This is a genomic window from Microbacterium paraoxydans, assembly GCF_018224615.1.
In the GTDB taxonomy this organism is placed as follows: domain Bacteria; phylum Actinomycetota; class Actinomycetes; order Actinomycetales; family Microbacteriaceae; genus Microbacterium; species Microbacterium paraoxydans_B.
Genome location: NZ_JAGTUK010000001.1, coordinates 466,517 through 479,782 on the forward strand (window position 1 = coordinate 466,517; position 13,266 = coordinate 479,782).

The following is a 13,266-nucleotide window of genomic DNA, read 5'->3' on the forward strand; positions in this document are numbered from 1 at the left end:
GCGGCTGGTGGGGTGACCTTCGGCCAATGTTTGCGCTTGCTTTGATTCAGGCCTTGTCTTAACGGCTGGCGCCGCTCTACGGTGATAGCGCAAACATCGGTGGTCCGCCGATGTCCCCCACCTGCGGCGCACCGGAGCGTCCCCGTCTCCGGCCGTCGCACCGCTCGAGAGGCAAGACGTGTCGACACCCACCCGACCGCCGCGCACCACGGTCGCCGTCAGCTCCCTGCTGGCGACGGCACTCGCGCTCGGCGGAGCCCTCCTCCCCTCGGCCGCCGCATCCGCCGCCGACCTCGTCCCCGTGCCGCAGACCGAGTACCGCCTGCACGCGGTGTCGAGCGAGTCCGACCCCTACCCGGCGCCGCCCTCGCTCGACGGCACCGCGCTCGGCGCCTTCGACGGCGACGTCGGCACGCAGTGGACCTCGCGCTACGCGGCCAACGCCCCGTTCCCGCACTGGATCTCGATCGACCTGCAGCGCTCACTGTCGGTCGCGGCACTCGACTACTCCGTCAAGCGCGGGCAGAGCGTGGCGGCGAAGACCGTCGAGGTCTACGTCACCGACGACGCCGACGCCGCCCGCACCTCGCCCGCGGACGGTGCCTGGGGCGCGGCGTCCGCCACCGCGACGCTGCACGCCCCCACCGCCAACGACGAGAAGCAGCGCATCACGCTCGGCACCGCGAAGGACGGCCGCTACGTGGCGCTGCTCATCCTCGACGCCCAGGGCACCACGGGCGGCGGCGCCGGTGAGCTCCACGTGCTCTCCGACGAGCAGCTGCCGCCCCTCCCGACCGAGCCGGAGAACCCGGAGGGACCGGAGACCGGGGCGACCGTCGACATCGCGGCCGGCGGCACCACGGCCACCGTCGCGACCGGCTTCCCGCAGATCGTCGGCTACCGCGTGGGCGACCAGCGGCTCGGCGGCCAGAAGAGCTCCCCGCAGACCTGGGCGGTGAACGGCACCGCCTACGCCGCGACCACCACGTCCACCGTCACCGCGACCGGGGTCGACTACGTCTCGGCGCTCACCGGCATCGACGTCACGGTCCGCAGCTCCCTCCGCGTGACCGACGAGGGCACCGTCACGTTCGCGGTCACCGGGGTCGATGGCTCCGCGAGCGTGAACACCCTCGCCCTCCCCGACAACGCGTTCCTCTCGGCGACCGCCGCCGACGGGGCCGTGCTGGACCGCACGGTCATCAGCCCCAACAGCACCACCAACGCCGACGAGCACCTCGCCGTGACCGCCGCGACCGGCACGGGTGCGAAGGGCGCGGCGTTCGCGTTCCTCGGCAACGGCGCGCTCGCCGGCAGCGTGATCACCAATGCGACCACGCAGGCGTCGGGCGGCACCGCGTCGTGGAACACGCGGCTCACCACCAGGGTCACCGCGGCCGACGGTCGCACGGCCGAGATCGGCTCCAACGCCTGGCTCATCCACCCGACCACCGCGGTCGACAGCCGCGTGACCACGTACGCGCTGCCCTCCGTGACCGTGCTGCTCACGGCCGACCGCAACGACGACGGCGCGGTCGACTGGCAGGACGCGGCCATCCGCTACCGCGAGGTCGACGCGCCGCGCCTCGGTGCCGACCGCGTGGCCGACCGCGTCGTGAGCCGGATCCCGTTCAACTTCGCCTCCAGCGCCACGAACTACTTCGACCTCGTGCTCGACAACACGAAGCGCATCGCCAACCAGACCGACGGACTGGGCCAGTGGGTGCTCAACAAGGGCTTCGGCAGCGAGGGCCACGACTCGGCCAACACCGACTACGGCGGCAACTACAACGAGCGTGCCGGAGGCCTGGCCGACCTGAACCGGCTGGTCGACGAGGGCGCGAAGCTCAACGCCGACATGAGCGTGCACGTCAACGCGACCGAGATCTACCCGCAGGCGAACGCGTTCGACGCGGCGATCCTCGACGGGGCACCGCCCTACAAGCCGGGCTGGAACTGGCTCGACCAGTCGTACTACCTCAACCAGCAGACCGACCTCGGCACCGGCCGCGTGCTCGACCGCTTCCAGCAGCTGCGCGACGAGGTGCCCGGCCTCAGCGGCGTCTACATCGACGTGTACTACTCCAACGGCTGGGTGGCCGAGGAGCTCGCCGACGAGCTCAACGCGATGAACCTCGAGGTCGCGACCGAGTGGGGCGACAAGTTCGTCGACAGCACGGTGTGGTCGCACTGGCCCAACGACCTCGCCTACGGCGGCAAGGACAACAAGGGCATCAACTCCACGATGGTGCGGTTCATCCAGAACGCTCAGGCCGACGTGTGGAACGACGATGTGCTGCTCGGGCAGCAGCGTCTGGTCGACGCGGAGGGCTGGGTGGGCAACCGCAACTGGGACGGCTTCATCGGCAACATCTGGTCGCAGAGCCTGCCGACGAAGTTCCTGCAGCACTTCGATCTGCGCACCTACGAGGCGGGGGTCGAGGCGACGTTCACCGACGACGTGACCGCGCGCGTCGAGAACGGCACACGCGTGATCACGATGGACGGCGCGACCGTGCTGCGCGGCGACTCCTACCTGCTGCCGTGGCAGTCGCTCGACTCGAACGCCGAGGCGGGCTCGCCCGTCGACGCCGACAAGATGTACTTCTTCACGGCCTCGGGCGGCGAGAAGACGTTCGGGCTCACCGGCGCATTCCGCGGCAACACCGCCTTCGACGTGTTCGCCCTCGGCGACCAGGGCCGCGAGAAGGTGGGCACCGCGACCGCGGTCGATGGGAAGCTCACGCTGACGGGCGACAAGGGCACGGCCTACGTGGTGGTGCCGCAGGGCGGGGCGCAGCGCGCGGCCGTCGAGTACCGCGACGCCGGACTCGCCGACCCCGGGTTCAACTCCGGCTCGCTCGACGTGTGGAACCCGCGCGGCGACGTGAGCATCGAGCGCACCGACCTCGGTGCGGCGAAGAACGCCTCGCGCGGCGACAACATCGCGGTGCTCGGCTCGTCGGCGTCCGGCATCTCGCAGACCGTGACCGGGCTCACGCCGGGTGAACGGTACGCGTTCTCTGCGCAGGTGCAGATCGACAGCACGGCCACGCGGGACGTGAGCGTCGCGGTCGACACCGGTGCGGACGTCGTGAGCCGCACGTGGAACCTGTCCCCGACGTACAACTACATGCGCGCCGACTCCAAGGCCGGGCAGTACTACCAGCGCGGCTCGGTGTCGTTCCTGGCACCCGCGTCCGGCGAGGTCACGGTGTCGGTCTCCGCGGTCGCGGGCGACGCGGCCGTGCGCATCGACAACGCCAGGGTCATGGCCGACACCACGGCGCCGACCGCGGCGGGCACCGTGTACTCGAACGACTTCGAGGGCAACCAGCCCGGCTGGGGGCCGTTCGTGAAGGGCGACGCCAACGGCATCGACGACCCGCGCACGAGCATCTCCCGGCGGCACGACCCGTACACGAGCAGCGACTGGCGCAACACCGCCAAGCCGTTCGACAGCGGTACCCTCGCCGGGCTCGCCGTGGACTCGACGCTCACGGGCGACCACTCCCTGATGTCGCACTCGGAGAACTCGGGTGTCGTCTACCGGACCGATCCGACGCTGGTGCCCCTGCAGCCCGGGCACACGTACCGCATCGCCTTCGACTACCAGGTGGGCGCGAGCGGGGCCTACCGCTGGCTGACCGGCACCGACGCCGTGCGCGACGGGGAGATCTCCACCGTCACGCTCCGCCGCACGCCCGTGGTGCAGGCGCTGGAGACCACCGCGTTCAGCGAGGACGTGATCGTGGGCTGCGGCGACTACACCTGGGTCGGGCTCGAGCGGGTCGGCGGACCGGATGTCGACTTCGTGCTCGATGACTTCACCGTCACCGACCTCGGGCCGACGGTCGGCGGCACTCCGTGCGCGACGGTGTCGGGTGAGGCGGCGACCCTGAGCCCGGGAGCGCAGACGCCCTTCACCACGACCTTCACCAACAGCGAGGACGCGGTGGTGGAGAACGTCGGCGTGCAGCTCGACCTCCCCGCCGGGTACACGGTCGAGGTGGCCGACGGTTCGTCGAACCTGTTCGCGTCCGTGGCGCCGGGCGAGAGCGTGACGACCGCGTGGCTGCTGACGGCTCCGGCCGCGGCGGCGGGATCGACGGTCGGCCTCGGCATCGCCGCGACGTACCTGATCGACTGCGACGTGCGGACCGTGGCCACCACGCAGGAGGCCGCCGTCGCCACGCGTGCCCGCATCCCGAACGCGCAGATCACGGCCACCGCGAACTCCGAGGAGACCGAGGGGGAGGACGGCCGCGCCGCGAACATGCTCGACGGCAACGCCGGTACCTTCTGGCACAGCCGGTGGAGCGCGAACGCGACGTCGTACCCGCACGTGCTGACGTTCGACCTCGGTGCGGTGGAGCAGGTCGACGGCCTGTCGTACCTGCGGCGCGCGGCCAACCAGAACGGTCCGATCAAGGGCTTCGAGGTGGCGGTGTCGACCGACGGGGAGGCGTATACGACGGTGGCGACGGGCGAGTGGAGGAACGTCGCCGAGTGGCAGGACGTGGACTTCGCGCAGACCGATGCCCGGTACGTGCGGGTCACGGCCACCTCGTCGATCTCCGGCACGCCGTTCGCGGCGGTCGCGGAACTGGCGATCTACGGCACCACGACCCCGCAGGCCGGTCATGCGCCCGAGACGCGACCGGACGACGACCTGAGCGGGTGCGCCCCGGAGACCGATCCCCAGTTGTCGCTCGGCGCGAAGAGCGTGCGCGCGGGGGAGTCGGTCGACGCGGTGCTGTCGGGGTTCGCACCAGGGGCCGCGGTCACGTTCTGGCTCGGCGACGTGCGTCTCGCCGATGCGGTGGTGGACGCGCGGGGTGCGCTCACCACGGGCGTGCTGATCCCGGCGGGCGCCACGCTCGGCAAGCACCGGCTGGTCGTGACGGACGCCGGCGGCACCGAGCTCGCGAGCGCTCCGCTGAAGGTCAAGAAGGCGAAGCCCGGGAAGAGCTGACGCGTCGCGCGACGGGGCCCGGAGGAGTCATCCTCCGGGCCCTTCTCTGCGCCGCGCGCCGCCTTCACCTCCTGTCCACGGTTTCCGGGATCCGGGTGCGGGACGTTCATCCCTGCCGTCGATGATCGAATCCCCGACGAAAGGAGAGTGCATGCATACTGTAAGCATGCCGAACGTTCTGATCCGCGACCTCGACCTCACGGTGCACTCCGTGCTCACCGCGCGAGCCAGGGAGCGGGGGCAGTCGCTCCAGCAGTATCTGGCCACGGAGCTCGCGCGCCTCGCCGCGCGACCGACCCTGTCGGAGTTCCTGGCCGCGCGAGCGCGGGAGTCCGAAATCACTCCGATCACACCGGAGACCATCGTCGCGGCTGTCCACGACGGGCGCCGCGAACGATGATCGTCGTCGACGTCTCGATCGTCGTCGATCTGCTCTGCTCCGCGACGTCCACGGGCCCCCTCGCCGCGCGCCTGGCGGATGAGACGCTCCTGGCGCCCGATCTGATGCCGGTGGAGGTCGCCAGTGCTCTGCGCGGACTCGCCCGTGGTGGCGTGCTCGGTGATGCGGCGATGGACGCCGCGGCGACCGGCCTCGCGCTGCTCCCGGTCGACCTGCATTCGACGCTGCCGCTGGTCCCCCGCATTGTGGAGCTGCGCGCGAACCTGACCGCCTACGACGCGTCGTACGTCGCGCTCGCCGCCCTGGCGGGCTGTCCGCTCCTGACCCACGACCGCAGGCTCGCGCGCGCGGCCGCCGGTCAGTGCGCGGTCGAGACGCTTTAGCCCTTCACGGCGCCGGCGGCGAGGCCGGAGCGCCAGTACTTCTGCAGCGTGAAGAACAGCACGATCAGCGGGATCACGCCGAGCAGGGCGCCGAGCATGACCGCGCCCTTGTCGGGGGAGAAGTAGCTCACCATGCCGTACAGCCCGAGTGTCACGGGCTTGAGCTCCGCGCTCGAGATCATCATGAGCGGCAGCAGGAAGTTGTTCCACGTGGCCACGAAGATGAACAGGAAGATGGTGACCATCGCGGGGCCGAGCAGCCGCAGCACGATCGTGAAGAAGATGCGCGCCTCACCGGCACCGTCGATGCGGGCGGCCTCCAGCAGCTCGGTCGGCACCGACGACTGGGCGTAGACCATCCCGAGGAACACGCCGAACGGCGAGACGGCCGAGGGGATGATGATCGCCCACACCGTGTTCGTGAGGCCGAGCGCGTGGAACTCGATGTACAGCGGCACCGTCAGCAGCGCGACGGGCAGCAGTAGGCCCGCCATGATCACGCCGACCGCGATGCGCTTGCCGGGGAAGGCGAACTTCGCGATCGCGTAGCCCGCCATCACCGCGAACAGCGTGCCGATCACGCCCGCACCGATCGAGTAGAACAGCGAGTTGCCGACCCACCGCCAGAAGAGGCCCTGCGTCCAGCCCATCAGGCTGTCGTAGTTGGTGCCGAGGTTCGGGTTCGCGAACCAGAAGCCGAACGTGGAGGTGAGGTCGCTGTTGTTCTTGGTGGAGGCGACCACGAGCCAGTACACCGGCACCAGGAAGTAGAGCGCCGCCACGACGAGGGCGATGATGCCGAAGGTGCGCGCGGCGGGTCCGGGCGCGAGCGAGGGCGGCGGGGCGTCGACCGCGGCGGTGCGGCGGCGTCCGGGGCGGACGGGTCGCGGGGCGACCGTGACGAGGCGCGTGGTGGTCATCGGGCGTCACCCTTCCGGCGCTGCAGCAGCGCGTACGCGATCGCGAGCACGCCAGCGATCAGTGCCATGAGCAGGGAGTAGGCGGAGGCCGGGCCGCTGCCCGAGGGGGAGAGCTCGCCCATCATGGTGTTGTAGGTGAGCATCATGGGGGTGAAGTCCTTGCCCATCCACGAGTTCGCGGCCTCCATGATGACCGGCTCGTTGAACAGCTGGATCGTGCCGATGATCGACAGCAGCACGGCCAGCAGGGCGGCACCGCGCATGAGCGGCACCTTGATGCGCAGGGCGATCTGCCAGCCCGAGGCGCCGTCGATGCGGGCGGCCTCGTACAGGTCCCGCGGCACGGCCTGTAGCGCCGACAGGAAGATGAGCATGTTGTAGCCCGTGTACGTCCAGGTGGTCATGTTGGCCATGGAGAACAGGATCGTCTGCGGCGACATGAGGTCGGTGCCCTCTGGCAGGTACGGCAGGAACGGCGACACCTGCGGGGTGTACAGGTACAGCCACATCATGGCGGCGATGATGCCGGGCACCGCGTACGGCAGGAAGAACGCGAGGCGGAACAGGGCGGGCCGCCGCACGATGAAGGAGTCCAGCAGCAGTGCGAGGGCGAGGGCGGCGATGATCATGACCGGGATCTGCACGGCCGCGTAGAGCACGACGCGCCCCATGCCCGCCCAGAACGCGCCGTTGGTCGCGGCCGTGACGAAGTTGTCCAGGCCGACGAACGTGTCGACCAGTTCGCCGCCGCCGTAGAGGCCACCGCCCGAGGGGACCTGGGCGAAGAACGACGATCGCACCGACACGATGATCGGCACCAGGAAGACGACGGTGAACAGCACCGCGAACGGCGCGAGGAAGAGCCAGCCCGTCACGCCCTCCCGGCGGCCTCTGCCCCGGCGCCGTCGCGCGGCGGGTGCGGGTGCGGGGCGGGGCGGCGGCACGGCGGTGTCGCGCGTCTCGGTCACTGCGGTCATGTGCGTCCTCGCTCTCACGACGACGGCGGAGGACACGATCGCCCGTGCACTCCGCCGTCGTTCATCCGATGATCCCGTGTGTGCCGGTCACTCCGCGACCGGGAGCCCGAGGTCCTTCAGCGAGGCGACCGCGGTGTCCTGCGCGGTGGTGAACACGTCGGCGACCGTGGCGGTGCCCGCGGCGGCTGCGGCGGCCGTCTCGTTCATCTTCGACAGCGTCGAGAAGCCGGGGGCGTAGGGGAAGTCGGGGTTGAGGTTCTCGGTGGCGGTGGCGAGCTCGGCCAGCACGTCCTGTCCGCCGAACTGGCGCAGCATCTTCTCGGGCGTCTCGACCGTGCCCTTCGCGGCCACCACGAGGCCCTGCGACGCGAGGTCGTCGACCTGCGTGTTGAACCAGTCGTTGAACTCCATGGCCTCGGCGGGGTGCTCGCAGCCCTTCATGACCGCGACGCCCGAGCCGCCGTCGGGGCCGGTCATGGCGCCGGCGCCGAAGTCGGGCAGCTGTGCCACGCGCCACTGGCCCTCCGCGGGGGTGCCGTCGAGCGAGTCGAGGAGGAACCCGGCCTCCCACGCGGCGCCGACGTGACCGATCAGGCTGCCGTCGTTGAGTGCCGCGGTGAAGCCCTCGCCCCAGCGCTCGGTGGCGAGGGTCTGCTTTCCGTCGAGCAGGCCCTGCCAGAACGCGGCGACGCGCTGCGACCCTTCCGCCTCGGCGTCGACGCTCCACTCCTCGCCCGCGGTCGAGAACCACGTGTCGCCTGCGGCGGCGGACTGCCCCGCAAGCCAGTTCTGTGCCTCGTCGGGCGTGAACGCGGTGACGTACTTCCCCGCGGCGGCGGCCACGGCCGAGTCGGCGGCGAGGTCGTCGAGGGTGGTGGGGGCGTCGAGTCCGAGCGCGTCGAACGCGGCCTGGTTGTAGAAGTAGACCAGGGGGCCGGTGTCCTGCGGCAGCCCGACGATCGCGTCGCCGACCCGCATGCCGCTGAAGGCGCCGGCCGAGTAGTTGTCCTCGTAGGCCTTCGCTTCGTCGGCGACGTCTTCCAGCAGGCCCTTCACGAACAGCTGGGGCACCTCGGAGTAGCCGGTCTGTGCCAGGCAGGGGCCGTTGCCCGCCTTGATGTCGGTCTCGAGCTTGAGGATCATGTCGCTCGCCTTGCCGTCGAACTTCGTCGCCTTCACCTGGATGTCGGGGTGTTCCTCGTTCCAGCGGTCGACGATCTCCGCGACGGGCGTCATGCCCTCGCCGTCGGGGAGGCGGTGCAGGTACTCGATCGTCACGGCGCCGTCACCGGCGTCGCTACCGCCGGAGGCTGCCGGAGCGCACGCGGCGAGTCCGAAGGCGGACACCGCGCCGAGGGCGACGGCCGCGGCGATGCGGGGGGTGCGAGAGGTGGGTGCCATGCTGTTCTCCTCGTTGAGGTCATGATCGGTCGGGTCGCCCGGTGCGGGGCACTGGCGGACGCGCCGCCGTCCAGCACATCAAATCAGAAAATGTTTGCGCTCACAAGACGAGAATTCGGGCGTTGTGCGCACTCTTCCGTCCGTGCGGAGGGAGCGCTGACATTGCCCGTGGAGACGCGCTGCGTCGCGCGCTGCTCCTCGTCCCAAAGAGGGCGACCACGCGGGCCGGGAGCGCCCGCCGAAGAATGAGGAGGCGAGACGGCGGGTGGGAGGGGTAATCTAACGTGTTACCTCTTGTTGCGTGGCGGTCTGGGGCCGCCGGAAAGCGGTGTGCCCGATGAACACGACACCCACCCCTCGACTCCGCAGCCGCGGCGCGGCTCCTCAGCCGGTCGAGTCCCGGGAGAGGTTCCTCAGCATCTCCAGCGTCGTGATCGCCGTGGTCTCTCTCGTCTGCGGCTTCGCGCTGTTCCCGCCGCTCGTCGGCGTGATCGCCGGGCTGCTCGGGCGGCAGCGCGAACCCCGGGGTCAGGTGATCGCCGCCTGGGGAATCGCGCTCAACCTCGTGGTGCTGCTCGGGTGGGTCGCACTCTTGGCGGTCCTGGTGCTCACCGGCGTCCTCACGCAGCTGCTGCATCCATAAACCCCCGGACACGACGAAACACCCGCACGGCGTGCGGGTGTTTCGAACCGGGAGGCTAGGCCTTCTCTAGTTCGTCTTCGTCTTCGTCCGCGTACTCGTCGGCCCACTTGTCGACGTAGGCGTCTTCCTCGGAGTCACTCGAATGCCCGAGCTCGCGCTCCAGCGCCGAATAGTTCACCGACGGACTGTATGCCTTGAGTTCGCGGGCGATCTTTGTGTGTTTCGCCTTCTGACGGCCACGGCCCATGCCTGAGACCCCCTCACGAGTTAAGCTGCGGGCAGACGGGCGCCCGAGTCATTCACGACACCGGCTCGCGGCCGGTAAGAGTAGCATTCAGAATAGCATGCGGGGAACACGCCCTGGCCGATGCCGGGCCGCCGAAGGGAGCGATCTTCATGACCGACAGCACCTCGAACCCCTCCGATGAGGCCACTCAGAACGCGGCGCTGCAGAAAGCGGTCATCGTGGGCCTGCAGGTCGATCAGGATCCGCGCGTCCTCGACGAGGCGGTCCGCTTCGCCCGGCTGCTGAGTGCGCCGCTCGTGGTCGCGCACGTCGACGTGACCCGCTTCGTGACCTATGAAGACCCGGACGGCTACGTGCACTCGGCGCCGATCGACATCAACTTCGATGCGGGTGCGGCCGAGTTCGAAGCGGTCGAGGCCGCCGCTGCCGCCCAGCTGCGCGACCGGGGCATCACCTGGACCGCGCGTCAGCTCGTGGGCGATCCGGCGCTGGCGATCAAGCAGCTGGCGAACAAGCTCGACGCGCAGATGATCGTGGTCGGCACGCGCAAGCGGGGCATCGGCGAGTCCATCCGTGAGTTCTTCACCGGCTCGGTCGCGGCACGCCTCGCGCACCGGCAGCACCGCCCCGTGCTGGTGGTGCCGCTCGGGGAGCCCGTCCCCGACGAGCAGAAGGAGATCTGGCCGGAGTAGACGCCGGCACGCACGAGGGCCCCGTCGACGGAAGTCGGCGGGGCCCTCGTACGTGCTGCGTGCTGGTCAGGAGCCGGTGCGGCTCAGGCCGACCGTGACCCCGCGGGCCGCATCGTCGAGCGCGGTCTCGAGGTCGCTGACGATCGACGCCGGCAGCTCTCCGCCCTTCGCCACGTGCGTGCGCAGGTCGGTGCGGATGCGTGCGCGGAACGCGTTCACGATCGCGTCCGCGCGGTGCAGTTCCTCGCGACTGCTGAGGCGGGCGTCGTCGGCAGCCGTGCGCGGCCGGTTCTTCGCCGCGGCGCGGTCGTCCTTCGCGGCCGTCGCCAGGTCGGCGCGCAGGCTCTTCATGGCCTCCTGCACGCTCTGGCGCACCTCGTTCGCGATCAGCCGCACCGAGTCGGTGATGCCTGCCTCGATGCCGGCCAGGTCGGCCTCGCGCGAGGCGAGCTCGGCGCGCCCCGCCTCGGTGATCGCGTAGATCGTGGTGCGGCCGTCGACGGTCTTGGTCACCAGGCCCTCCTCCTCGAGCTTGGCGAGGCGGGGATAGATCGTTCCGGCGCTCGGGGTGTAGGTGCCGCCGGTGCGGTCAGTGAGCGACTGGATGATGCCGTACCCGTGCTGCGGTGCCTCGGCCAGCAGCGACAGCAGGTACAGGCGAAGGTCGCCGTGGGAGAACACCGCGGGACTCATGCTTCCTCCCATTCCGCGTCGTCGGCGATCGACGCCGGGGTGCGGCGCAGCACGGTGACCCCGCCGGAGACGGAGTTGGCGCGGAGGTCGACGAAGCGGCCTGCGAGCTCGCCCGTGGTGCCGGTGTAGGTGCTGGGGCCGGACGAGCTGCGCTCCACGCCGTCGATCAGCAGGCGGCCGCTGAGCGAGCGGATCACGTAGTTCGCCGCGAGCGACTCGTCGAGACGCACGGTGGTGCCGCCCGAGACCGAGTTGACGGTGATGGTGTTCACGTCGCCCGCCGCATCGATCGTGGTGGTGCCGGAGACGATGTCGACCGTCGCCTTGCGGACCGTGCCCGTGACGGCGACGTCGCCGGAGACGCTGTTGGCGTTGATCGAGCCGGTCAGGCCGCGCACCTGCACGTCGCCGGACACCGAGTTGACGCTGAGGTCGCCGATGAGGGTGTCGACGATGAGGTCGCCCGACACGGTGTTGAGGCGGGCGTCGGTGCGCAGGCCGGAGACCAGGGCGCCCGCGCTGACCACGCCGAGCGTCAGCGCGATCGAGCGGGGGACGGCGACGCTGACCTCGGCCCGCGGACCGCCGGAGCCGAAGTTGCGGAACACCTCGAGGAAGTTGTCCCAGCCCAGCTGCGGGTGGTCGATCTCGACCTCGCCGTCGTGGGACTCGATGCGCAGGTCCTTGGTGGTGACGCCGTGCACCTCGATGCGGATGCCGGGTTCGTCGTGGGCGATCACATCGACCTGGCCGCCGACCAGCCCGATCTTGAGCCGGGTGGCTGACTCGATGTCGATCACGCGTTCCTCGCCGGGGGCGATGAGCCACTTCTCGGTCATGTCTGCTTCTCCTGTGTCGATGGATCACGATATATCGTGTCTGGCCACCATAACACGATATATCTCGATGGTGTCAAGAACATTCTTGACCTTGACGCAGCGTCAACTTCTACCGTGGAAGCACACGCTACGAAAGGAGGGCTCATGCCGCGGAACGACTGGTCGATCCAAGAGATCGCGCGCCTCGCCGGCACCACGAGCCGCACCCTGCGGCACTACGACGACATCGGGCTGCTGCCGCCGTCGCGCATCGCCCCCAACGGGTACCGGCACTACGACACGGCCGCGCTCGTGCGACTGCAGCGCATCCTGCTGCTGCGCGACCTCGGGCTCGGCCTGCCGCAGATCGCGGAGGTGCTGCGCGCCTCCTCGGGCGGCGGGGCAGCGGAGACCGAGGTCACCGCGCTCGAGAACCACCTCGCGCTGCTGCGCGAGGAGCAGAACCGACTGACGCGGCAGATCGCGTCGGTCGCGTCCACCATCACGGCACTGAAAGGAGGTGAGAACCTCATGGCAGAGAACATGTTCGACGGTTTCGACCACACGCAGCACAAGCGCGAGGTCGAGGAGCGCTGGGGTCGCCAGGCCTACGCCGACGGCGACCGCTGGTGGCGCGGCATGACCGACGCGCAGCGCGCCGAGTGGCAGCAGCGCGTGTCCGACCTCGGGCGCGACTGGGTCGCCGCCGCCGAGAGCGGCATCGAGCCGTCGTCGGCCGAGGCGCAGGAGCTCGCACGACGCCACGTGGAGTGGCTCACGGGCATCCCCGGCACGCCGGCGGCGGCGCCCGGAGGCGACGTCAAGGCGTACGTGATCGGGCTCGGCGAGATGTACGTCGCCGACCCGCGCTTCGGCGCCAACTACGCGACGTCCGACGGCGGCACCCGCGGCGCCGAGTTCGTGCGCGACGCCCTCCGCGCCTACGCGGACGGCAACCTCTAGCGCGCGGTCCGTCGTCCCGCCCGCCTCGCGCGAGCGCGACGACGGACCCGTACGCCCCGGGTCACCCCCGCCGGACGCCCGCGTGCGGTCGAGGACCGGCCCGGGCTGTGCTCGGGCGCCGTACCGAATCCGGAGGACGCCGCGCAAGGGTCGA

General features: G+C 70.3%; 12 protein-coding genes. 6 read left to right on the top strand and 6 right to left on the bottom strand.

Features of this window, described 5'->3' with window-relative positions:
* Nucleotides 1–178: 178 nt before the first annotated feature.
* The 3 genes from KE274_RS02225 (at nt 179) to KE274_RS02235 (ending at nt 5,758) form a co-directional block, all read left to right on the top strand.
* The gene (locus tag KE274_RS02225) at nt 179–4,975 is read left to right on the top strand and encodes an endo-alpha-N-acetylgalactosaminidase family protein (RefSeq protein ID WP_307872123.1); all 4,797 of its coding nucleotides are present in this window, start codon (nt 179–181) and stop codon (nt 4,973–4,975) included.
* A gap of 166 nt (nt 4,976–5,141) precedes the next feature.
* Nucleotides 5,142–5,375: a hypothetical protein gene (locus KE274_RS02230; RefSeq protein ID WP_211540812.1), complete on the top strand. Its 234-nt coding sequence runs from the start codon at nt 5,142–5,144 to the stop codon at nt 5,373–5,375.
* Complete coding sequence (locus KE274_RS02235; RefSeq protein WP_211540815.1) at nt 5,372–5,758, top strand: type II toxin-antitoxin system VapC family toxin; 387 nt, start codon at nt 5,372–5,374, stop codon at nt 5,756–5,758. The genes KE274_RS02230 and KE274_RS02235 overlap by 4 nt, the downstream gene beginning before the upstream one ends.
* Here KE274_RS02235 and KE274_RS02240 read toward each other — a convergent pair.
* The 3 genes from KE274_RS02240 to KE274_RS02250 form a co-directional block, all read right to left on the bottom strand.
* Complete coding sequence (locus tag KE274_RS02240) at nt 5,755–6,678, bottom strand: carbohydrate ABC transporter permease (RefSeq protein WP_211540818.1); 924 nt, start codon at nt 6,676–6,678, stop codon at nt 5,755–5,757. The genes KE274_RS02235 and KE274_RS02240 overlap by 4 nt on opposite strands.
* The gene (locus KE274_RS02245) at nt 6,675–7,655 is read right to left on the bottom strand and encodes a carbohydrate ABC transporter permease (protein ID WP_211540821.1); all 981 of its coding nucleotides are present in this window, start codon (nt 7,653–7,655) and stop codon (nt 6,675–6,677) included. The genes KE274_RS02240 and KE274_RS02245 overlap by 4 nt, the downstream gene beginning before the upstream one ends.
* Nucleotides 7,656–7,742: 87 nt before the next feature.
* Nucleotides 7,743–9,056 carry an ABC transporter substrate-binding protein gene (locus KE274_RS02250; RefSeq protein WP_211540824.1) on the bottom strand — a complete coding sequence of 438 codons (1,314 nt, stop codon included), beginning with the start codon at nt 9,054–9,056 and terminating at the stop codon, nt 7,743–7,745.
* 337 nt (nt 9,057–9,393) lie between these two features.
* Between KE274_RS02250 and KE274_RS02255 the strand changes: the two genes are divergently transcribed.
* Nucleotides 9,394–9,699: a hypothetical protein gene (locus tag KE274_RS02255; protein WP_211540827.1), complete on the top strand. Its 306-nt coding sequence runs from the start codon at nt 9,394–9,396 to the stop codon at nt 9,697–9,699.
* Nucleotides 9,700–9,754: 55 nt separating this feature from the next.
* On the opposite strand, the gene KE274_RS02260 is transcribed toward KE274_RS02255, so the two are convergent.
* A complete protein-coding gene (locus KE274_RS02260; protein WP_211540830.1) occupies nt 9,755–9,946 on the bottom strand; it encodes a DUF3073 domain-containing protein in 192 nt (63 codons plus the stop codon).
* A 149-nt stretch (nt 9,947–10,095) separates the two neighbouring features.
* Between KE274_RS02260 and KE274_RS02265 the strand changes: the two genes are divergently transcribed.
* The gene (locus KE274_RS02265; protein ID WP_211540832.1) at nt 10,096–10,638 is read left to right on the top strand and encodes a universal stress protein; all 543 of its coding nucleotides are present in this window, start codon (nt 10,096–10,098) and stop codon (nt 10,636–10,638) included.
* 66 nt (nt 10,639–10,704) lie between these two features.
* Here the strand turns inward: KE274_RS02265 and KE274_RS02270 are convergent, their stop codons facing one another.
* Both KE274_RS02270 and KE274_RS02275 read right to left on the bottom strand, forming a co-directional pair.
* Nucleotides 10,705–11,331: a PadR family transcriptional regulator gene (locus KE274_RS02270; protein ID WP_211540835.1), complete on the bottom strand. Its 627-nt coding sequence runs from the start codon at nt 11,329–11,331 to the stop codon at nt 10,705–10,707.
* Entirely contained in the window at nt 11,328–12,170 is an 843-nt protein-coding gene (locus tag KE274_RS02275) for a DUF4097 family beta strand repeat-containing protein (RefSeq protein ID WP_211540838.1), read from the bottom strand. Before KE274_RS02275 ends, KE274_RS02270 begins: the two co-directional genes overlap by 4 nt.
* 144 nt (nt 12,171–12,314) lie before the next feature.
* Here KE274_RS02275 and KE274_RS02280 point away from each other — a divergent pair, with 144 nt between their 5' ends.
* Nucleotides 12,315–13,112 carry a MerR family transcriptional regulator gene (locus KE274_RS02280; protein WP_211540852.1) on the top strand — a complete coding sequence of 266 codons (798 nt, stop codon included), beginning with the start codon at nt 12,315–12,317 and terminating at the stop codon, nt 13,110–13,112.
* Nucleotides 13,113–13,266: the final 154 nt, after the last annotated feature.